The organism is Streptomyces sp. A0958, from assembly GCF_004795035.1.
Taxonomy (GTDB): Bacteria; Actinomycetota; Actinomycetes; order Streptomycetales; family Streptomycetaceae; genus Streptomyces.
In genome coordinates this window covers 1-20837 of record NZ_SSBK01000057.1, presented here as the reverse complement: position 1 = coordinate 20837, position 20837 = coordinate 1, and the positions used below count along the sequence as shown (strand labels likewise).

At 71.8% G+C, this 20837-nt stretch carries 20 protein-coding genes and 1 pseudogene; 14 read left to right on the top strand and 7 right to left on the bottom strand.

All coding sequences use genetic code 11. From position 1 onward, the window contains the following. Positions 1 to 42: 42 nt before the first annotated feature. On the bottom strand, positions 43 to 1257 hold the full coding sequence (locus tag E6P78_RS31120; protein WP_136206971.1) for an aminotransferase class I/II-fold pyridoxal phosphate-dependent enzyme: 1215 nt from the start codon (positions 1255 to 1257) through the stop codon (positions 43 to 45). Between the two features lie 190 nt (positions 1258 to 1447). On the opposite strand from E6P78_RS31120, the gene E6P78_RS31115 reads away from it, so the two are divergent. The 10 genes from E6P78_RS31115 to E6P78_RS31070 all read left to right on the top strand — a co-directional run bounded on the left by E6P78_RS31115 (position 1448) and on the right by E6P78_RS31070 (position 9780). Next, positions 1448 to 2671, top strand: a complete 1224-nt coding sequence (locus E6P78_RS31115; RefSeq protein ID WP_136206970.1) for a DUF2520 domain-containing protein — start codon at positions 1448 to 1450, stop codon at positions 2669 to 2671. Continuing rightward, complete coding sequence (panC, locus tag E6P78_RS31110) at positions 2668 to 3681, top strand: pantoate--beta-alanine ligase (RefSeq protein WP_136206969.1); 1014 nt, start codon at positions 2668 to 2670, stop codon at positions 3679 to 3681. The genes E6P78_RS31115 and panC overlap by 4 nt, the downstream gene beginning before the upstream one ends. Beyond that, a complete protein-coding gene (locus E6P78_RS31105; RefSeq protein WP_136206968.1) occupies positions 3678 to 5411 on the top strand; it encodes an L-aspartate oxidase in 1734 nt (577 codons plus the stop codon). Before panC ends, E6P78_RS31105 begins: the two co-directional genes overlap by 4 nt. A 2-nt stretch (positions 5412 to 5413) precedes the next feature. After that, entirely contained in the window at positions 5414 to 6445 is a 1032-nt protein-coding gene (gene nadC / locus E6P78_RS31100; protein WP_136206967.1) for a carboxylating nicotinate-nucleotide diphosphorylase, read from the top strand. After that, on the top strand, positions 6445 to 7242 hold the full coding sequence (locus E6P78_RS31095) for a type III pantothenate kinase (RefSeq protein ID WP_136206966.1): 798 nt from the start codon (positions 6445 to 6447) through the stop codon (positions 7240 to 7242). The genes nadC and E6P78_RS31095 overlap by 1 nt, the downstream gene beginning before the upstream one ends. A 137-nt stretch (positions 7243 to 7379) precedes the next feature. Continuing rightward, positions 7380 to 7952 (top strand): hypothetical protein, encoded by a 573-nt coding sequence (locus E6P78_RS31090; RefSeq protein WP_136206974.1) that lies wholly within the window; start codon positions 7380 to 7382, stop codon positions 7950 to 7952. A 42-nt stretch (positions 7953 to 7994) separates the two neighbouring features. Further along, positions 7995 to 8174 carry a hypothetical protein gene (locus E6P78_RS31085; RefSeq protein ID WP_136206965.1) on the top strand — a complete coding sequence of 60 codons (180 nt, stop codon included), beginning with the start codon at positions 7995 to 7997 and terminating at the stop codon, positions 8172 to 8174. A 122-nt stretch (positions 8175 to 8296) separates the two neighbouring features. Further along, positions 8297 to 8734 carry a BlaI/MecI/CopY family transcriptional regulator gene (locus E6P78_RS31080; RefSeq protein ID WP_136206964.1) on the top strand — a complete coding sequence of 146 codons (438 nt, stop codon included), beginning with the start codon at positions 8297 to 8299 and terminating at the stop codon, positions 8732 to 8734. A gap of 9 nt (positions 8735 to 8743) precedes the next feature. Then, a complete protein-coding gene (locus E6P78_RS31075; protein WP_136206963.1) occupies positions 8744 to 9301 on the top strand; it encodes an amino-acid N-acetyltransferase in 558 nt (185 codons plus the stop codon). A gap of 143 nt (positions 9302 to 9444) precedes the next feature. Then, on the top strand, positions 9445 to 9780 hold the full coding sequence (locus E6P78_RS31070) for an Lsr2 family protein (protein ID WP_136206962.1): 336 nt from the start codon (positions 9445 to 9447) through the stop codon (positions 9778 to 9780). Here the strand turns inward: E6P78_RS31070 and E6P78_RS31065 are convergent. Beyond that, positions 9759 to 10379 carry an SCO3374 family protein gene (locus E6P78_RS31065; protein ID WP_136206961.1) on the bottom strand — a complete coding sequence of 207 codons (621 nt, stop codon included), beginning with the start codon at positions 10377 to 10379 and terminating at the stop codon, positions 9759 to 9761. The genes E6P78_RS31070 and E6P78_RS31065 overlap by 22 nt on opposite strands. A 433-nt stretch (positions 10380 to 10812) precedes the next feature. Here E6P78_RS31065 and E6P78_RS31055 point away from each other — a divergent pair, with 433 nt between their 5' ends. The 3 genes and pseudogenes from E6P78_RS31055 to E6P78_RS31045 all read left to right on the top strand — a co-directional run bounded on the left by E6P78_RS31055 (position 10813) and on the right by E6P78_RS31045 (position 14926). Further along, positions 10813 to 13341 carry an ATP-dependent Clp protease ATP-binding subunit gene (locus E6P78_RS31055; RefSeq protein WP_136206960.1) on the top strand — a complete coding sequence of 843 codons (2529 nt, stop codon included), beginning with the start codon at positions 10813 to 10815 and terminating at the stop codon, positions 13339 to 13341. Positions 13342 to 13553: 212 nt separating this feature from the next. Then, positions 13554 to 13830 (top strand): annotated as a pseudogene (locus tag E6P78_RS31050) (hypothetical protein); the annotation flags it as partial. A 358-nt stretch (positions 13831 to 14188) separates the two neighbouring features. Further along, positions 14189 to 14926 (top strand): M23 family metallopeptidase, encoded by a 738-nt coding sequence (locus E6P78_RS31045; RefSeq protein WP_168712750.1) that lies wholly within the window; start codon positions 14189 to 14191, stop codon positions 14924 to 14926. Between the two features lie 23 nt (positions 14927 to 14949). Here E6P78_RS31045 and E6P78_RS31040 read toward each other — a convergent pair whose 3' ends face one another. Beyond that, entirely contained in the window at positions 14950 to 15534 is a 585-nt protein-coding gene (locus E6P78_RS31040; RefSeq protein ID WP_136206959.1) for a TetR/AcrR family transcriptional regulator, read from the bottom strand. A 126-nt stretch (positions 15535 to 15660) separates the two neighbouring features. Between E6P78_RS31040 and E6P78_RS31035 the strand changes: the two genes are divergently transcribed. Beyond that, positions 15661 to 17247, top strand: a complete 1587-nt coding sequence (locus tag E6P78_RS31035) for an MDR family MFS transporter (RefSeq protein ID WP_206307975.1) — start codon at positions 15661 to 15663, stop codon at positions 17245 to 17247. 60 nt (positions 17248 to 17307) lie between these two features. On the opposite strand, the gene cseC is transcribed toward E6P78_RS31035, so the two are convergent. From cseC to E6P78_RS31015, 4 genes are read right to left on the bottom strand one after another with little or no spacing between them, the layout of a single operon-like run. Then, positions 17308 to 18672, bottom strand: a complete 1365-nt coding sequence (gene cseC / locus E6P78_RS31030; protein WP_136206958.1) for a two-component system sensor histidine kinase CseC — start codon at positions 18670 to 18672, stop codon at positions 17308 to 17310. After that, positions 18669 to 19373: a two-component system response regulator CseB gene (gene cseB, locus E6P78_RS31025; RefSeq protein WP_136206957.1), complete on the bottom strand. Its 705-nt coding sequence runs from the start codon at positions 19371 to 19373 to the stop codon at positions 18669 to 18671. Before cseB ends, cseC begins: the two co-directional genes overlap by 4 nt. Before the next feature lie 10 nt (positions 19374 to 19383). Next, positions 19384 to 20112 (bottom strand): hypothetical protein, encoded by a 729-nt coding sequence (locus E6P78_RS31020; protein WP_136206956.1) that lies wholly within the window; start codon positions 20110 to 20112, stop codon positions 19384 to 19386. After that, positions 20100 to 20648: a SigE family RNA polymerase sigma factor gene (locus E6P78_RS31015; RefSeq protein ID WP_136206955.1), complete on the bottom strand. Its 549-nt coding sequence runs from the start codon at positions 20646 to 20648 to the stop codon at positions 20100 to 20102. Before E6P78_RS31015 ends, E6P78_RS31020 begins: the two co-directional genes overlap by 13 nt. Positions 20649 to 20837: the final 189 nt, after the last annotated feature.

The following is a 20837-nucleotide window of genomic DNA, read 5'->3' as shown; positions in this document are numbered from 1 at the left end:
GCCGGGCGCGGGCGGCGGGACACCGCCGGGGCCGGCCCCCTGTCACCCCTTGCGGGGCAGCCGCTCCAGGAAATCGGCCAGCGCCCGCCGGACGTCCTCGGCCGTCCACTCCAGCCCCGCCTCCCCCACGGTCACCTCGGTGAACGCCACCCCGGGCGCACCGGCGTCGGGCGTGAACCAGCGGCGGAAGAGCGCCACGCCGGTCTCCTCCACCTGCAGCACCGACGCCTCCGTCAGCTCCTCCGCCTCGTACGGCAGCCACACCTGGAACTGGTGGGTGTGCGGGGGTTCCGGATGCACCCGGAACCAGCCCGCGCCGGCCTGGGTGAAGCCCTCGGTCAGCGCCGCGGCCACCGTCTTCGCCTGCGCCACGTACGCGGGCAGGTTCGGCAGCTCCCGGTCCAGGCCGGCCAGGGCCGCGACCGCCGCCGGGAACTGCTGGAAGATCTGACCGCCGTACCGGTGCCGCCAGGTGCGGGCCTCCTCGACCAGCGAGGCGGAGCCGGCCAGCACCGCTCCGGAGATCCCGCCGACGGACTTGTAGAACGACACGTACACGCTGTCCGCGAGTGCGGCGATCTCCGCCGGCCCGCGCCCGAAGTGCGTGGCGCACTCCCAGAGGCGGGCCCCGTCGAAGTGGACCACCGCTTCGCGTTCGCGCGCGGCGGCCACCACGGCCTCCAGCTCCTCCCACGTGGGCAGCACGAAGCCGGCGTCCCGCAGCGGAAGCTCCAGCATCAGCGTGCCGAACGGCTCCGGGAAGTCGCGGATCTCCTCGGCGGTGGGCAGCCTCGGTTCGGACGTCGGGTGGACGGTACGCAACCCGCTCACCGCCGACAGGGCGCCGCCCTCGTGCATCTCCGGGTGGGCGAGCGGGTGCAGCGCCACCGTGGGGTTGCCGGTGCGGGCGGCCCAGCAGCGCAGCGCGACCTGCTGGGCCATCGTCCCGCTCGGGAAGAACGCGGCGGCCTCCGTGCCCAGCAGGCCGGCGACCCGCTCCTCCAGCTCCGCGACGACGCCGTCGCCGTAGATGTCCGCGGGCAGGCCGAGTTCGGTGACCGTCCCCGCGTCCGCCGTCAGGGCGGCCAGCTGCTCGCCGAGCGTGCGGTCCTGCGGGATGCGGGACAGGGTGCGTTCGGCCCGCCGCCACGCGGTGAGGCGGCGCAGCCGGCGGGCCTCCTCGCCCCCGTCCGCCGCGTCCTGCGCCGCCGGTTCGCCCGCTGCCTCGTCCGCCACCTGCGTGTTCGTGTCTGCCATGGGACGATCATCACGCAGAACGCCGCGCCTGCCCACAGGGTTTTCCCGGCGCCCCGGGCCCGGGCCGGCCGCCGGGTGAGCGGAGTTTCCACAGCCTGTGGACAGCCGGGAGTGCGGTGCGGGTGCTGGCGTAGCATGCAGAGGAATCGTCCGGTACCCCCCGCGGACTGGAACGGAAGGCCACCGCAGCGTGAACGCAACAGCTCCAAAGGACCCCCTCGACGCGAGGGACCGCCCCGCCCGGCTCACCGTCGGCGTGGTCGGCGCGGGCCGCGTCGGCCCCGCCCTGGCCGCTTCCCTGGCACTCGCCGGGCACCGCCCGGTCGCCGTCTCGGGTGTCTCCGACGCCTCGGTGCGGCGCGCCGCGGCCCTGCTGCCCGACGTCCCCCTCGTGACGCCCGCCGAGGTCCTGGCGCGCGCCGATCTCGTCCTGCTGACCGTCCCCGACGACGCCCTCCCCGGCCTCGTCGAGGGCCTTGCCGAGACCGGCGCGGTCCGGCCCGGACAGCTCCTCGTCCACACCTCGGGGCGGTACGGGACGAAGGTGCTGGACCCCGCGCTGCGGGCAGGCGCCCTCCCGCTCGCCCTGCACCCGGCGATGACGTTCACCGGCACCTCCGTGGACGTCCAGCGGCTGGCCGGCTGCTCCTTCGGGGTCACCGCCCCCGAGCAGCTGAGGCTCGCCGCCGAGGCGCTGGTCATCGAGATGGGCGGCGAGCCGGAGTGGGTCGCGGAGGAGTCCCGTCCGCTCTACCACGCGGCCCTTGCCCTCGGCGCGAACCACCTGGTCACGCTGGTCGCCCAGTCGATGGAGCTACTGCGCAAGGCCGGGGTCACCGCCCCCGACCGGATGCTCGGCCCCCTGCTCGGCGCCGCCCTGGACAACGCCCTGCGCTCCGGCGACGCGGCGCTCACCGGCCCGGTCGCGCGCGGCGACGCCGGCACGGTCGCCGCGCACATCGGGGAGCTGCGCGCCCACGCCCCGCAGGCGGTCGCCGGGTACGTGGCGATGGCCCGCGCCACCGCCGACCGCGCCCTCGCCCACGGCCTGCTGAAGCCGGAGCTCGCCGAGGACCTGCTCGGCGTCCTGGCGGACGGCGGCGGAGCGCCGGGCCCCGGTGGCCGTGGTGGCGCGAACGGTCCCGGTGGCCCGACCGGTCCCGGTGGCCCCGGCGGCCGTGGTGGCGCGAACGGTCCCGGTGGCGCGGACGGCCCCGGCGGTGCGAACGGTCCCGGTGGCGCGAACGGTCCCGGTGGCCCGACCGGTCCCGGTGGCCCCGGCGGCCGTGGTGGCGCGGACGGTCCCGGTGGCGCGGACGGCCCCGGTGGCCCGGACGGCCCCGGTGGCCCGGACGGCCCCGGCGGTGCGAACCCTTCCGGCAGTACCGGCACCGGACCGCAGGAGCCCCGATGACCGCATCCGTCTCCGCCCCGACGCTGCTGAACACCGCCGCCGAGCTGGACGCGTACGCCGCCGACGGGAAGCGGGCCGTCGTCATGACGATGGGCGCCCTGCACGACGGCCACGCCTCCCTGATCCGCGCCGCCCGCGCGCGCGTCGGCCCGGCCGGGCAGGTCGTCGTCACCGTCTTCGTCAACCCGCTCCAGTTCGGCGAGGCCGCCGACCTCGACCGCTACCCCCGCACGCTCGACGCCGACCTCGCGGTGGCCGGCGCGGCGGGCGCCGACGTGGTCTTCGCCCCGTCCGTCGACGAGGTCTACCCGGGCGGCGAACCGCAGGTCCGGATCTCGGCGGGACCGATGGGCGAGCGCCTGGAGGGGGCCTCGCGCCCCGGGCACTTCGACGGCATGCTCACCGTCGTCGCCAAGCTGCTCCACCTGACCCGCCCCGGCGTCGCGTTCTACGGGCAGAAGGACGCCCAGCAGCTGGCGCTGATCCGGCGCATGGTCCGCGATCTGAACTTCCCGGTGGAGATCGCCGGAGTGGAGACGGCCCGGGAGCCCGACGGCCTCGCGCTCTCCAGCCGCAACCGCTTCCTCGACCCGCACGAGCGCCGCACCGCGCTCGCCCTGTCCCGGGCCCTGTTCGCGGCCCGCGACCGCCTCGCCGCCCAGCAGGCGCTGCACGCCCGCGCGCAGGCCACCGGGGCGACGGAGGACCGGGCCGCCGGGCTCAACCGGCTCGGCGAGCCCCGCCTCGCGGCCGACGCCCAGGCGGTGGCCCGCGCCCGCCCGGACACCGGACCGGCCGCCGTGCGCGCCGCCGCCCGCGCGGTCCTGGAGGAGGCGGGGGCGGCGAGCCCGCCGCTCGATCTGGACTACGTGGCGCTCGTGGACCCGGCCGACTTCACCGAGATCCCGGACGACCGCACGGCGGGCGACGCGATCCTCGCCGTCGCCGCCCGGGTCGGCGCGACCCGGCTCATCGACAACATCCCCCTGACCCTCGGAGCCACCCCGTGACCGGAATACGGCTGACCGCCCCCGCACCCGGCTGGGCCATCGACGCCGACGTCGTGGTCGTCGGCTCCGGTGTCGCCGGCCTCACCACCGCCCTGCGCTGCGCGGCGGCGGGCCTCGCCACCGTCGTCGTGACCAAGGCCCGCCTGGACGACGGCTCGACCCGCTGGGCCCAGGGCGGCATCGCCGCGGCGCTCGGCGAGGGCGACACCCCCGAACAGCACCTGGACGACACCCTGGTCGCCGGCGCCGGCCTCTGCGACGAGGCGGCCGTACGGACCCTGGTCACCGAGGGCCCGGACGCGGTGCGCCGGCTCATGGGGACCGGCGCCCACTTCGACACCGCCGAGGACGGCTCCATCGCGCTGACCCGCGAGGGCGGCCACCACCGCCGCCGCATCGCCCACGCGGGCGGCGACGCGACCGGTGCGGAGATCTCCCGCGCCCTGGTCGAGGCGGTCCGCGAGGCCGCCTTGCACACCGTCGAGAACGCCCTCGTGCTCGACCTGCTCACCGACGCCGAAGGCCGTACCGCGGGCGTCACCCTGCACGTCATGGGCGAGGGTCAGCACGACGGCGTCGGCGCGGTCAACGCCCCGGCCGTGGTCCTGGCCACCGGCGGCATGGGCCAGGTCTTCTCCGCCACCACCAACCCCTCGGTCTCCACCGGCGACGGCGTGGCGCTGGCGCTGCGGGCCGGTGCGGAGGTCTCGGACCTGGAGTTCGTCCAGTTCCACCCCACCGTCCTCTTCCTCGGCGCCGGCTCCGAGGGCCAGCAGCCCCTGGTCTCGGAGGCGGTACGGGGCGAGGGCGCCCACCTGGTCGACGCGCACGGGACGCGCTTCATGCTCGGGCAGCACGAGCTGGCGGAGCTGGCCCCGCGCGACGTCGTCGCCAAGGGCATCACCCGCCAGATGCAGCTGCACGGCACCGACCACATGTATCTCGACGCCCGCCACTTCGGGGCCGAGATGTGGGAGCAGCGCTTCCCGACCATCCTGGCCGCCTGCCGGGCCCACGGCATCGACCCGGTCACCGAGCCGATCCCCGTGGCACCGGCCGCGCACTACGCCTCCGGCGGCGTCCGCACCGACCTGCGGGGCCGTACGACCGTGCCCGGCCTGTACGCCTGCGGCGAGGTCGCCTGCACCGGGGTGCACGGCGCGAACCGGCTGGCGTCCAACTCGCTGCTCGAAGGCCTCGTCTTCGCCGAGCGCATCGCGGCGGACATCGTCGCCGAGCGCCCCCGCGCGGGCGAGGCCGTCGACCGGGCGCCCGTGGTCTCCCCGCTCCTGGCCCCCGAGACCCGGGCCGCGATCCAGCGCATCATGACGCGCGGCGCCGGCGTCCTGCGCTCCGCGGCCAGCCTCGCCGAGGCCACCGACGAGCTGGAGGACCTGCACCGCAGCGCCTACCTGAAGGCCGGTGCCGCCGAGCCGAAGACCGCGGAGCCCGGCGTCGAGGCGTGGGAGGCCACCAACCTCCTCCTGGTCTCCCGGGTCCTGGTCGCCGCCGCCCGGCAGCGCGAGGAGACCCGCGGCTGCCACTGGCGCGAGGACCGGCCCGAGCGCGACGACGAGCACTGGCGCCACCACCTCGTCGTGCGGCTCACCCCCGACCGCAGCCTCGTCCTCCGTGGGACGGATACCGAGGCGTTCGGGCCCGTGGACGCGTCCGGAACAGCAGACTGCGCAGCGACGAGCACCACCCACCCCACTCCCGAGGAGCCGTAACCGTGAGCACGCCCGAAGAGAATCCGCGCCCCACTCCCGTGGACGTACCGCTGATCCGGGTCGGCGCGCCCGCACCTGCCGCGGGCGGCTGCGGGGACGCCTGCGGCTGCGGCGGGGAGGACGACTACGAGGAGTGCGGTCTCGACCCCGCGCTCGCCCAGCTGCTGGCCGACGCGGGCCTGGACCCCATCCAGGTCGAGGACATCGCGCACCTGGCCATCGCGGAGGACCTGGACGGCGGGGTGGACGTCACGACCGTGGCCACCGTCGCCGAGGACGCCGTGGCCACCGGCGACTTCACCGCCCGCGAGGCCGGTGTGGTGGCCGGTCTGCGGGTCGCGGAGGCGGTCCTGTCGATCGTCTGCACGTCCGAGTTCGAGGTCGAGCGGCACGTCGAGGACGGTGACCGCGTCGCCCCCGGCCAGAAGCTGCTGACCGTCACCACCCGCACCCGCGACCTCCTCACCGGCGAGCGCAGCGCCCTCAACCTGCTCTGCCGCCTCTCCGGCATCGCCACCGCGACCCGCGCCTGGGCCGATGTGCTGGAGGGCACCAAGGCCAAGGTCCGCGACACCCGCAAGACGACCCCGGGCCTGCGCGCCCTGGAGAAGTACGCGGTGCGCTGCGGCGGCGGCGTCAACCACCGGTTCTCGCTGTCCGACGCCGCGCTCGTCAAGGACAACCACGTCGTCGCGGCGGGCGGGGTGGCCGAGGCGTTCAAGCGGGTGAGGGACGCGTTCCCCGAGGTGCCGATCGAGGTCGAGGTCGACACGATGGAGCAGGTCACCGAGGTGCTGGACGCGGGCGCCGACCTGATCCTGCTGGACAACTTCACCCCGGCCGAAACCGCCGAGGCGGTCGCCCTGGTCGGCGGGCGCGCGGTCCTGGAGTCCTCCGGGCGGCTCTCCCTCGACTCGGCCCGCGCCTACGCGGAGGCCGGGGTGGACTACCTGGCCGTCGGCGCGCTGACCCACTCCCCGTCGATCCTGGACATCGGCCTGGACTTCCGCGAGACCGACGGGGCCGGCGCCTGATGCTGCTCACCATCGACGTCGGGAACACCCACACCGTCCTCGGCCTGTTCGACGGCGAGGAGATCGTCGAGCACTGGCGGATCTCCACCGACGCCCGCCGCACCGCCGACGAGCTCGCGGTGCTGCTCCAGGGGCTGATGGGCATGCACCCGCTGCTCGGCATGGAGCTGGGCGACGGCATCGAGGGCATCGCGATCTGCTCCACCGTCCCGGCCGTCCTGCACGAGCTGCGCGAGGTGACCCGCCGCTACTACGGCGACGTCCCGGCGGTGCTGGTCGAGCCGGGCATCAAGACCGGGGTGCCGATCCTCATGGACAACCCGAAGGAGGTCGGCGCGGACCGCATCATCAACGCGGTCGCCGCCGTCGACCTGTACGGGGGCCCGGCGATCGTCGTCGACTTCGGTACGGCCACCACCTTCGACGCGGTCTCCGCCCGGGGCGAGTACGCCGGCGGTGTCATCGCGCCCGGCATCGAGATCTCGGTCGAGGCGCTCGGCGTCAAGGGCGCCCAGCTGCGCAAGATCGAGCTGGCCCGGCCGCGCAGCGTCATCGGCAAGAACACCGTCGAGGCCATGCAGGCGGGCATCATCTACGGCTTCGCCGGCCAGGTCGACGGGGTCGTGGCCCGGATGAAGAAGGAGCTGGCGGCCGACCCGGACGACGTCACCGTCATCGCGACGGGCGGCCTTGCTCCGATGGTGCTGGGCGAGTCCTCCGCCATCGACGAGCACGAGCCCTGGCTCACCCTCATCGGGCTGCGCCTCGTGTACGAGCGCAACGTGTCGCGGCTGTAGTGATCCGGCCCTGACCGGCGGTTCCCCGCGCGGCGGCTCCCCGGAGCCGCCGCGCCACCGACGACCAGTTAAACGGATTTTGTCCCTTTAGCACGTATTGTCGCGTTATGCCCACGCCCTACGGATCACGCGGCGGTATGGCGTTCAGCGCGGACGAGCTGCGAGTGCTCCGACGCGCCCTCGCCTTCGCCCTGCACCCCGCGCCCCTGCCCGACGAGGATGTCCAGGACTGCCTGCGGCTGGCGGGCAGCGTGGACGAGGTGGTCGGCGAGGCCGGACGGCTCCGCGCCTTCCTGCTCGCCGACCTCGCCCGCTACCGCGAAGCCCTCCCCGGCTCCCTCAGCGGCTACCTGGAACTCCTCCAGGACGCCCTGGCCGCCGGATACGACCCCCGCCCCGAGGACCTGGCCGCGCTGCGCGCCCTGCGCGGCGGCCCGCTCGCCGCCGCGCTCCTGGAGCGCTGCCAGGTGATCGCGGAACGCTCGGTACGCGCCCGGCTCGCCGGACGGGCCGTGCCCGCGACCGCCCCCGCGCCCCGCAGCCGGCTGCTCGCGCTGCCCGGCGGGCGCGCCGCGGAACCGGACGAGCCCAGGACCCCGCCGGCCCCGGCCGGCCCGGTCCCGCCGTCGGAGCGTCCGGCGCCGAAGCCCTCGGAGGTCTTCCCGCCCCGCCGGCCCGTCCCGCGGCCCGCGCAGCGCGCCGCCGGGTAGGGCCTCTCGGGAGGCCCGGGCGGGGCTCGCTACTCTGGACCCATGGACTACGTATCCGCGCTCGTGCCCCCCGTGGTGATGGCCGCCTTCTTCATCGGCCTGGTCGTGACGATCGTCAAGAGCCAGGGCGGCCCCAACAAGGCCAAGGAGGACGCGGCCGTGGACGCGGCGCTCAGCCGCGCCGAGTCGGCCCAGCAGACCCCGCGGACCGAAGGGGCCTGACCCCTCCGAAGTCGCGCGCGGCGCGCACCCGTACGAAAGGGCGTACGGCTCCCGAGGAGCTGTACGCCCTTTTGTTGTGTAAATAACTTCGCATTCAGGACATATCGCACTAAGGTGGCGCTGTGCCCCGTCAATTGGGAGAGCTGGAAGACGCCGTGATGACACGGGTCTGGGAATGGAACCGCCCGGTCACAGTGCGGGAAGTCCTGGAGGACCTTCAGCAGGAGCGGTCCATCGCCTACACCACCGTCATGACGGTAATGGACAATCTCCATCAGAAGGGCTGGGTCCGCCGCGAAGTGGAGGGCCGTGCTTATCGATATACGGCCGTCTCCACCCGAGCCGCATACGCGGCCGCCCTGATGAACGAAGCCTGGTCGCGCAGCGACAACCCGGCGGCCGCCCTCGTCGCGTTCTTCGGGATGATGTCGGCCGAGCAGCGCGAGGCTCTGCGGGACGCGATGCGGATCGTTCTGCCCACACTTCCCGAGGACGGGGCGGCGCCGGCGGCCGAAGCCGGGGAAGCGGTCGATGACGCGGAGCCCGAGACCGGGCGATAGCGTCTCCGTATGTCCTCAGAGCTTCCGCAAACCGATTCCCGGACCGTATCGTCCGTTATAAACGTGGCCATCACCGTCCGGCGCGCACGCACGAGCGATGTGCCGGCCGTCCGGCGTCTCCTCGACGGCTACGTGCGCGAAGGCATCCTCCTCGACAAAGCCACGGTGACGCTTTACGAGGACATCCAGGAGTTCTGGATCGCCGAACGCGACGAGGACGCCCGGGTCATCGGCTGCGGCGCACTGCACGTGATGTGGGAAGACCTCGCCGAAGTCCGTACTCTCGCCGTCGATCACAGCCTCAAGGGCGCCGGAGTGGGGCATCAAGTCCTGGACAAGTTGTTGCAGACCGCCCGCTGGCTCGGCGTCCGCCGGGTTTTCTGTCTCACCTTCGAAGTCGACTTCTTCGCGAAGCACGGCTTCGTGGAGATCGGAGAGACGCCGGTCGACGGAGATGTCTACAGCGAGCTGCTGCGTTCCTATGACGAGGGAGTCGCGGAGTTCCTGGGTCTCGAACGAGTGAAGCCGAACACCTTGGGCAACAGCCGGATGCTTCTGCACCTGTGACCGCGGGAAGAAGGCGATCCCTATGTCCGAATCGCGCATGTTTCCCGTCCACTTGTGCTGCTGAACCTCTCCCGAGGGTTTGTGTTTTCCGGGGAAAAGCGGTTTCCTTTCCGCGTACTCCATTTTCGATGAAAGGAAATCCGGTGGCACAGAAGGTTCAGGTCCTTCTTGTTGACGACCTCGACGGTGGCGAGGCAGACGAGACGGTGACGTTCGCGCTGGATGGCAAGACGTACGAGATCGACCTCACCACCAGCAACGCGGACAAGCTGCGTTCCCTTCTCGAGCCCTACGCCAAGAACGGCCGGCGCACCGGTGGCCGTGCGGCGACGGGGCGCGGCAAGGGCCGTGCGGTCTCCGGCGGCAACAAGGACACCGCCGAGATCCGTAAGTGGGCCCGCGAGAACGGCCACAACGTCAATGACCGCGGCCGCGTTCCCGCGGAGATCCGTGAGGCCTACGAGAAGGCCAACGGCTGAGCGGCCGGCTCATCGGGGAACAGGCCCGTACGGGCCCGCGTCAGCCGAACCCGGTGGCATTCCGTCGCCACGGCGTCCACGAGCCGGACGAGATCGGGAGCATCCCCACCCCTGCTCCCGAAGCCGGAGAAGGCCGGGAGAACCGGCGCTTCGTCCTGCTCGAGCGATGACCTGGGGGGCCGCAGCCAGGAGGCGGCCCCCGGCGGCACCGGCCGGCCCGGCGGCGGCGGTGCGGTGATCCGCCCGCCCGCGCCCAGCCCGGCCAGCGAGAGCGCGACCCCGCCCCATTCCAGCCAGTCGAGCAGCCCCGGCAGCTCCTCCGCACTCCCCGGCGCCACCAGCAGGCTCATCCGCAGCCCCATGAGCGCCACCGGACCCGTCCGGCCCACGCGCCGCAGCGCCGCGTGACCGGCGACGGCCGGGACGACGAGCGCGTCGAACCGCAGCCCCGTCAGCAGCCGCACCGGTGAACCGTCCGCCGTGGCCCAGCCGAGCTCCTGCTCGTACCACCGGGCCCACCCGTCCCACGGCTTCCCCCGGGCACCGCCCTTGCCCTCGGCGGACGACGGGACGCGGGGCGGCGGGACAGTGAGGGCCATGACGGAAGAACTCCCGATCCGCCTTTCGGGTTACGCAGAGTTCTCGTACGAACGCATAGGGTGTCCGGGTTGGGGGCGTACGGGCGCATTCAGGAGTACGAAGATGTTCGCCCGTAGCGGAGGGAACCCGCGTACGCCGCATGGACTGTCTGTAATTGCGGGTAAGACATCCCTAGTGGGGAGGGGCGACACGCAAGTCATGGACGTCTCACGTTCGCCATCGGCGTACTGGCGACTGGGGTATCTGTCTGGCCTGCGGGAACATCGTCTCGCACCATCGGGTTGGAGCAGTTGTCGGCGTTCGGGGCAGGAGGCCATCGATCGGGTGTCGGCAGTTGAAATGAGCGGTCCCCGCTTGCGGGACTAAGCTGCGGAAGGACAGGGAGGGGACCGACCCCTCTTACTGCCTGACCGCTCTGAGGAGCGATTAACGATGTTCGAGAGGTTCACCGACCGCGCGCGGCGGGTTGTCGTCCTGGCTCAGGAAGAAGCCCGGATGCTCAACCACAACTACATCGGCACCGAGCACATCCTCCTGGGCCTGATCCACGAGGGTGAGGGTGTCGCCGCTAAGGCCCTGGAGAGCCTCGGGATTTCGCTCGAGGCGGTCCGCCAGCAGGTGGAGGAGATCATCGGCCAGGGCCAGCAGGCCCCGTCCGGGCACATCCCCTTCACGCCCCGAGCCAAGAAGGTCCTGGAGCTGTCGCTCCGCGAGGCCCTCCAGCTCGGCCACAACTACATCGGCACGGAGCACATCCTGCTCGGCCTCATCCGCGAGGGCGAGGGCGTCGCCGCCCAGGTCCTCGTGAAGCTGGGCGCCGACCTGAACCGGGTGCGCCAGCAGGTCATCCAGCTGCTGTCCGGCTACTCGGGCGGCAAGGAGGCGGCCACCGCAGGCGGCCCCGCGGAGGGCACGCCCTCCACGTCGCTGGTGCTCGACCAGTTCGGCCGCAACCTCACGCAGGCCGCTCGCGAATCCAAGCTCGACCCGGTCATCGGGCGCGAGAAGGAGATCGAGCGGGTCATGCAGGTGCTGTCCCGTCGTACGAAGAACAACCCGGTCCTCATCGGCGAGCCCGGCGTCGGCAAGACGGCGGTCGTCGAGGGCCTGGCGCAGGCCATCGTCAAGGGCGAGGTGCCCGAGACCCTCAAGGACAAGCACCTCTACACCCTGGACCTCGGCGCGCTGGTCGCCGGCTCCCGCTACCGCGGTGACTTCGAGGAGCGCCTGAAGAAGGTCCTCAAGGAGATCCGCACCCGCGGCGACATCATCCTGTTCATCGACGAGCTCCACACCCTGGTGGGTGCGGGCGCCGCCGAGGGCGCGATCGACGCCGCGAGCATCCTCAAGCCCATGCTGGCGCGAGGCGAGCTGCAGACCATCGGTGCCACCACGCTCGACGAGTACCGCAAGCACCTGGAGAAGGACGCCGCTCTCGAGCGCCGCTTCCAGCCCATCCAGGTCGCGGAGCCGTCGCTGCCGCACACCATCGAGATCCTCAAGGGCCTGCGCGACCGCTACGAGGCCCACCACCGCGTGTCCATCACGGACGAGGCGCTGGTCCAGGCCGCGACGCTGGCCGACCGCTACATCTCGGACCGCTTCCTGCCGGACAAGGCGATCGACCTGATCGACGAGGCCGGTTCCCGGATGCGCATCCGCCGGATGACCGCGCCGCCGGACCTCCGCGAGTTCGACGAGAAGATCGCGGGCGTGCGCCGCGACAAGGAGTCGGCCATCGACTCCCAGGACTTCGAGAAGGCGGCCTCTCTCCGCGACAAGGAGAAGCAGCTGCTGGCGGCGAAGGCCAAGCGCGAGAAGGAGTGGAAGGCCGGCGACATGGACGTCGTGGCCGAGGTCGACGGCGAGCTCATCGCCGAGGTCCTCGCCACCGCCACCGGCATCCCGGTCTTCAAGCTGACGGAGGAGGAGTCCTCCCGCCTGCTGCGCATGGAGGACGAGCTCCACAAGCGCGTCATCGGGCAGAAGGACGCCATCAAGGCCCTCTCGCAGGCGATCCGCCGTACGCGGGCCGGTCTGAAGGACCCGAAGCGCCCCGGTGGCTCGTTCATCTTCGCCGGCCCGTCCGGTGTCGGTAAGACCGAGCTGTCCAAGACGCTCGCCGAGTTCCTCTTCGGTGACGAGGACGCGCTGATCTCCCTCGACATGTCGGAGTTCAGCGAGAAGCACACGGTCTCGCGGCTCTTCGGCTCGCCCCCCGGCTACGTGGGCTACGAGGAGGGCGGGCAGCTCACCGAGAAGGTGCGCCGCAAGCCGTTCTCCGTCGTCCTGTTCGACGAGGTCGAGAAGGCCCACCCCGACATCTTCAACTCCCTGCTCCAGATCCTGGAGGACGGTCGCCTGACCGACTCCCAGGGCCGGGTCGTGGACTTCAAGAACACGGTCATCATCATGACGACCAACCTCGGGACCAGGGACATCTCCAAGGGCTTCAACCTGGGCTTCGCCGCCCAGGGCGACGTGAAGACGAACTACGAGCGGATGAAGGTCAAGGTCAACGAAGAGCTCAAGCAGCACTTCCGGCCCGAGTTCCTCAACCGTGTCGACGACACGGTCGTCTTCCACCAGCTCAGCCAGGAAGACATCATCGAGATCGTCGACCTGATGGTCGCGAAGGTGGACGAGCGGCTGAAGGACCGTGACATGGGCATCGAGCTCAGCACGGAAGCCAAGAAGCTGCTCGCGAAGAAGGGCTACGACCCCGTGATGGGCGCCCGGCCGCTGCGCCGGACGATCCAGCGCGAGATCGAGGACATCCTCTCCGAGAAGATCCTCTTCGGCGAGCTGCGCCCCGGCCACATCGTGGTCGTCGGCAGCGAGGGCGAGGGCGACGAGCAGAAGTTCACCTTCCGCGGCGAGGAGAAGTCGGCTCTGCCCGACGTCCCCCCGATCGAGCAGGCGGCAGGCGGCGCCGGCCCGAACATGACGAAGGAAGCGTGACAGGCGGCCTCTGCCCCTCCCGGCAGTAGCGCCCGAGCGTTTGAAAGGGGCGGCCCCGGACCGGTTTCGACCGGCCGGGGCCGCCCCTTTCGCGCTGTGGACACGGCGACAGCGGCGTCACAGGAGCGTCGCGGTCGCGCTCGCACGCCACGCGCGTCAACCGAGACCCGCTCGCGAGTCCGGCCCCGCTTCGGGCGGCCTGCCCGGGGCGGGTGGCCGGCAACCGCCTCGTCTACACGGGCTTCCGCGAGAACCTGACCGTGCGCGACACCGCGATCGGGCGCCAGGTCTGGACGAAGAAGGCCGGCCGCTCCGAAAACCTGGACGCACAACGACGGCACCGGTGACATCGACCGCTGGTACCTGGCGCCGGGCGGTACGCAGCCGGTGGCGGTGCACGGCGGGAAGGTGACGGCGCCGCCCTCGGACAGCGATCGGGGCCGGGCCGAAGGTCCCGAAACGGACGGTCTTCGGTCCCACCGCCGGTGACAAGGCGCACAGGGCTTTCGGGGCCTACTAGCCGCCTTAGGAGCAGGGGCCCGTTCCGGCGGGGGCCTTTCGGCCCTGCGGCGGGCGGGCCCTCGGCGTCGGAGGGGCTGTGTGCCCGGACCGTGGGGCTATGTCCGGTTGGGGCGGTTCGGAACTGGGCTTGAACCTGTTCCGGTGAGGACTCTCGGAGGCGTCCGGAAGGGCGTCCCGCAGGGGTCCGGTCAGTGAATTCCCGGGGCGCTCGCTACGGCTTTTGTTCGTAGATGAGGTGTTTGAGCATCGACGGGGGTGCGGGTTACCAAGGTATGGCCAGCCCGGCGCACCGCCGGGTCCAGTCATCTCCGGAGGTCTTCCGCTTATGTCGAAGCGCGTTACGTTCCAGTCCCGCCGCCCGTCCGTGTCCCGCGTTCGTGGCGCCGTGGTGGCAGCCGGCCTGGGGACGTCGATGGTTCTCGGTGCGGGCGCTGCGTTCGCGGCCGGCACTGCGGACGCCCCCCAGGCCACCAGCCTGGTGACCACCGCCACCGCCGACTCGGTGGCCCAGCAGGCGGCCGCACAGGGCAAGGCGGCCAAGCACACGGCCGAGAAGAAGGCCGAGGCCGCGAAGAAGAAGGCCGCGGCGGCGAAGAAGAAGGCGGCCGCCAAGAAGAAGGCCGCCGCCAAGCGGGTCGCGAAGCTCGCCTGGGAGACCCCGGTCAGCCACTACCAGCTCAGCGCGAGCTTCGGTAACGACGGCAGCCGCTGGGCGCACAAGCACTCCGGCCAGGACTTCGCCGTGCCGATCGGCACCAAGGTCGAGGCCGCGCACACCGGCACCATCGTGAAGGCCGGCCCGAACGGCGGCGGCGACGGTCCCGCGTACGGCAACGCCATCGTGATCAAGCACAGCAACGGCACGTACTCGCAGTACGCGCACCTCTCGCACATCGACGTGCACATCGGCCAGCACGTGAACAAGGGCCAGAAGATCGCCCTGTCCGGCAACACCGGGAACTCCAGCGGCCCGCACCTGCACTTCGAGATCCGGACCACCCCGAACTACGGTTCGGCGGTCAACCCGGTCAACTTCCTGCACAAGGAGGGCATCACGGTCTGATCCGGCCGTGACACCGCCCCCGGCTACCGGGGGACGCCCGGGTCATGGGCCCGGGTGACCAGTTCGACGGCGACTTCGAGAGCGGCCTTGCGCTTCTCCTCGGGGTCGCCGTTGACGTCTTTCAGCGCGATCATGCCGGCGTGCATGGTGAAGAGCGCGCTGAAGCACCGCACCTGATCGGTGAGCGCCGCGTCGGGGTCCTTGATGAGGTCCACCAGGCCCAGCACCCGGTGCTTGATCGTGTCGCCGATGCTCAGGTCGCGTACCGTCGCCTGGTTCTCCTGCATGAAGCGGAAGAGCGGGGCGGAGCGGGCCAGTGCCTCGCTGTAGCGGCGGAGGATCTCCTTCTTCGTCTCCAGGGTGCGCGGCTGCGTCTCGCCCCAGGTGATCAGGTCCTCGATCGGCTTGTTGAGGTCCTCGAAGATGCTGGCGAGGATGTCCTCCTTCGTCTTGAAGTGGTAGTAGAGCGCCGCCTTGGTGACATCCAGCTTCTCGGCGATCTCCCGCAGCGAGGTCTTCTCGTAACCCTGCTGTTCGAAGAGCTCCAGGGCGACGTCCTGGATGCGCTGGCGGGTGTTGCCCCGACGCGGCTGAGACGTGCTGCCCATGGTGCTCTCCCAGTGAAACTTACTTGACGCCCGGCTAGTTACGGGGTTACTTTCCCCCAGTGTAGTCAACTAGCCGGGCGGCAAGTAAGAGGCCCGGTGAACAGGGGAACTGGGGAGTTGGGGAAGATGGCGGACCTGATGAAGACGGTGGACGGGAAGGCGGACGGCCCACCGGCCGCGCAGGCGCAGAAGCCGGCACCGCGGCAGCGCAGCGTCCGGGTGGTGGTCCTCGCCCTGATGATCGCCATGCTGCTGGCGATGCTCGACAACCTGATCGTCGGCACCGCGATGCCGACCATCGTCGGTGACCTCGGCGGCCTCGAACATCTGTCCTGGGTCGTCACCGCGTACACCCTCGCCACCGCCGCCTCCACCCCCATCTGGGGAAAGCTCGGCGACATGTACGGGCGCAAGGGCATCTTCCTCACGGCCATCGTGATCTTCCTGATCGGCTCGGTCCTCAGCGGCATGGCCCAGGACATGGGCCAGCTCATCGGCTTCCGGGCCATCCAGGGCCTCGGCGCCGGCGGCCTGATGGTCGGCGTCATGGCGATCATCGGTGACCTCGTACCGCCCCGCGAGCGCGGCAAGTACCAGGGCATGATGGCCGGCGTGATGGCCATCGCCATGATCGGCGGACCGCTGGTCGGCGGCACCATCACCGACCACCTCGGCTGGCGCTGGAGCTTCTACATCAACCTGCCGCTCGGCGCGGTCGCCCTGATCATGATCACCGCCGTCCTGAACCTGCCCAGGCGGGAGCGTACGAAGCGGAGCGTCGACTACCTCGGCGCCGGGCTGCTGACCGTCGGCATCACCGCGATCGTGCTGGTCACCACCTGGGGCGGCTCCGAGTACGACTGGAACTCCGCGGTCATCATGGAGCTCATCGCGATCGGCGTCGCCGCGCTGGCCGGCTTCCTCTTCGTCGAGACGAAGGCCGCCGAGCCGATCATCCCGCTCCACATATTCCGCAACCTCAACTTCACGCTGATGTCCGTGGTCGGCTTCATGGCGGGCTTCGTGATGTTCGGCGCGGTGCTCTTCCTGCCGCTGTTCCAGCAGTCCGTCCAGGGCGCCTCCGCGACCAACTCCGGACTCCTGCTGCTGCCGATGCTGCTGGCGATGATGATCGTCTCGCTCGTCGCGGGCCGGGTCACCACCAGCACCGGCAAGTACAAGATCTTCCCCATCGTGGGCTCGATCCTCATGGTCACCGGCCTCTTCCTGCTCGCGCAGATGGACACCGGCACCACCCGCTTCACCTCCGGCCTCTACATGGCCGTGCTCGGCGCCGGCATGGGCTTCCTCATGCAGATCACGATGCTCGTCGCGCAGAACAGCGTCGAGATGAAGGACATGGGCGTCGCCTCGTCCTCCACCACCCTCTTCCGTACGCTCGGCAGCTCCTTCGGCGTCGCCATCATGGGCGCGCTGTTCACCGGCCGGGTGCAGGACGAGATGGAGTCCCGCGGCGGCGGGGCGGCCACCGCCCACTCCGCCCAGCTGGACGCGGCGAGCCTGGCCAAGCTGCCGGTGCCGGTGCGCGAGGCGTACGAGTACGCGGTCTCCTCCGGCACGCACCTCGCCTTCCTGGTGGGCGCGTCGGTCGGGCTGGTCGCGGTGGTCGCCTCCCTGTTCGTCAAGGAGGTCCCGCTGCGGGGCACCGGTCCGGAGGCCGCCAAGTCCGCCCCGGCCGTCGCGGAGATCTGACCGGTCACAGCCACGGACGTACGCGAGGGCCCCGGGGCGCACCCCGGGGCCCTCGCCCTTTCACCGGCCGCCGCCGACCTTCTTGCCGGCACCCGGCTCAGGGGCGCGCTGCTCGGCGAACTGGAGCATCGGGTAGCTCCCGGTGTCGGTCGGCGCGTGTTCGGGCAGCCACAGCACCGCGACCGCCCCGCCGCTGCCCTGGGCCGCGCCCTCGGGGGCGGCGTTGCGGAAGGTCAGCCGGGCCCCGAGCACCCGGGCCTGCCCGGCCGCGATCGTCAGCCCCAGACCGTGCCCGCGCCCGGCCCGGTCGGCCGACCCGGTACGGAACCGGCTCGGCCCCTCCCGCAGCAGCGCCGCCGGGAACCCGGGGCCGTGATCGCGGACCCGGACCACCCGGCCCTCGACCGTGACCTCGACCGGGGTGGAGCCGTGCTTGGCCGCGTTGCCCAGCAGGTTGCCCAGGATGCGTTCGAGGCGGCGCGGATCGGTGCTCACCCACGACTCGTGGACCACCTGCACCCGCACCTGCGGGTCCAGCAGCGCCACCCGACGGCTGACGAACTCCCCGAGCGCGATCTCCTGGAGCTCGGCCCGCTCCGAGGCGCTGTCCAGCCGGGCCACCTCCAGCACGTCCTCGACCAGCGTGCGCATCGCCTGCGCCCGGTCCCGTACCAGCTCGGTCGGGCGGCCCGGCGGCAGCAGCTCGGCCGCCGTCAGCAGCCCGGTCACAGGGGTGCGCAGCTCGTGCGCGATGTCCGCGGTGACCCGGCGCTCGGCCTCGATCCGCTCGTTCAGCGCGTCGGTCAGCGCGTCCACCGCACCGGCCAGCTCATCGGTCTCGTCGCGCACGACACCGCCGACCGCGTCCCTGACCCGTACGTCCGTATTGCCCTGGGCGACCTTCCCGGCCGCGGCCGCCGCCTTGCGCAGCCGGCGCGAGAGCTGGCCGCCGATCAGCACGCCCAGCGCGGAGCCCCCGAGGACCACCGAGACCGAACCGATGATCAGGGCCCGGTCCAGATCGCCCATGATCGTGGTCGAGCGGTCCGCGAACCGGGTGTGCAGCGACAGCACGTTGCCGTTGCCCACCGGCACGGCCGCCCAGACGTCGGGCACCCCGCCGACGTCCTCGATGTGCGTGGCCCGCCGGTTGCGCCGGGTCTCCTGGCGCAGGCTCTTCGGCATCGTCGGATCGTTGAGCTTCGCCCCGAACCGGGGATCGGCCTTCTTCGTCTTCTTCGCCTCGTACAGCAGCTGGGCGTAGGTCAGCCGCTCCAGCTGGACCTCGCGGGCGTTCTCCAGCATCGAGACCCGGGCCGCGTTGTGCACGACCAGGCTCAGCGCGACCGCGATCAGCGCGCCGACGGCCGCGATCGCGATGCTGATCTTCCAGCGGACCCCCGTCCGCAGGGCGGGGCGCCTCATGCCCGGAGCTTGTAGCCGAAGCCGCGGACCGTCTCGATCCGGTCCTGCCCGATCTTCGTGCGCAGCCGCTGCACATGGACGTCCACGACCCGGGTGTCGCCGCCCCAGCCGTAGTCCCAGACCCGCTCCAGCAGCTTGTCGCGGGAGAGCACCGTGCCGGGCGCCGAGGAGAACTCCAGGAGCAGCCGCATCTCGGTCGGGGTCAGCGCCACCTGCTCGCCGCCCTTGCGGACCTCCATGCCCTCGGTGTCGACCTCCAGGTCACCGAAGACCAGCACCCCGCCCTCGGTCGCCGGCTCCGGCTCCCCGCCGCCGGACCGGCCGCCCGACGCGTGGCCGAAGCGGCGCAGCACGGCCCTGATCCGGGCGACCAGGACCGCGCCGTCGAACGGCTTGGTGACGTAGTCGTCGGCACCGGCCTCAAGACCGAGCACCACGTCGATCGAGTCGGCCCGCGCCGACAGCATGATCACGGGCACCGTCGACTCGTCCCGGATGCGGCGGCAGAGGCTGACCCCGTCCAGGCCGGGCACCATCACGTCGAGCAGGGCGATGTCGGGCCGGTCGGCCCGGAACGATTCGAGGCCGGTCAGCCCGTCGGGCACCGCGGTGACCGCGAAGCCGTCCCGCTCCAGCGCCAGCTGGGTGGCCTCGCGGATGACGTCGTCGTCCTCGACGAACAGGACATGGGTCTCGGCCATCGGACAGCTCTCAGTTCTTCGTCGGTTCCGTGGGCTCGGGAAGGTTCCCGTCACCCGCGCCCACGGCTCTGTTGAAGTCGTTGCGCACCCGGTCCTCCTCGCTGAACCGGCTGTTCGCCCAGTGGTACGTGACCACTTCCTCCCCCGAGGGGTAGGCGACCGAGTCCTTCTTCCCGTACACCTGTGTCGTCACCACCAGGTCCCCGCGGTCGATGGTGCCGTACACCGCGGGCTGCTCGACCATGAAGACGTTCTCGTACGTGCCGTCGGCGCGCGGCCGGTAGACGTACGTACCGACCCCCACCGAGTCGCCGCAGGTCATCACGTTCACCACGACATCGGCGGACGGGCCGTCGGTGAGCGAGCCGTACGAGGTGTCCACCGGGTACTCGTCACCGGTGCACGGCTTCAGGTCCATCCGGACCCGCCCGCTCACCTCCGGGTCCGCCTTGAGCAGCGCCACCGCGTCCACCCGGGGGGCCGGCCGCGCCGTGGAGTGCGCCGTCGCGCTCGGTGTGCTCCGGGCGACCGGCTGGGTGCCCGCCGGGCCCTCGTCCCGGGTGCCGGTGCCACCGGTGGAGCAGCTGGCGACGAACAGCCCGAAGACGGCGAGCCCGGCCAGAGCCGTGCTGCTCGCCGCCCAGCCGGTCAGCAGCCGCCTGTCGGCGCCGCCGCCCGTACCCCCGCCCGTACTGCCGGTGACCGTGCCGTCGTCACCGCTGCCTGTCAGGCCGCGCACCGCTCCCGCCCCCGCTCTTCGGCGAGCCAGGTCTCCCGGCTCGCCGCTTCCCTGTTCTCCAGCTCCTGGCGCAGCCGCGCCAGCGCACGGTGCAGCGTGCTCTTCACCGTACCGGCCGACATGCCGAGCGCCGCCGCCGTCTCCTCCGTGCTCATCTGCTCCCAGTGTCGCAGCACGACGACGCTGCGCTGCTTGGGAGCCAGCACCCCGAGGATGTCCATCAGCAGGGCGCGGTCGGCGCGCTGCTCGGTGCCGTCCTCGACGCTCGCGTCGGGCAGCTGCTCGGTGGGGACCTCGTCCAGCTTGCGCGCCCGCCACCACTCGGTCCTGGTGTTGATCATGACGCGGCGCAGATAGGCGTCGGCGAGGGACTTGTCCTCGATGCGGTCCCAGCGGCCGTAGGTGCGGGCCAGGGCGGTCTGCAGCAGGTCCTGGGCGTCCACGGGATCGGGGACGAGCCGGCGCGCGCTGCGCAGCAGCGCCTCCTGCCGGGTCCGTACGTACTCCTCAAAGCCGAGCACCTCGCCCTGCGCCATCACAACCGCCTCCATCCCCGTGGAACCCCGTATTACCGCTCGTACCGCTGCCGGCCGCTGGTCGACGGCTGACGTCGCAGACGCTACGGAGTGGTTGTCACGGGGCTGTGCGGAGCAGCCGTAGGCGGGCGCACGGCTGGCCATCGGTTGTGTAACAGTGCGCGGAACAGCCCGGACAAAGGGCCCGGG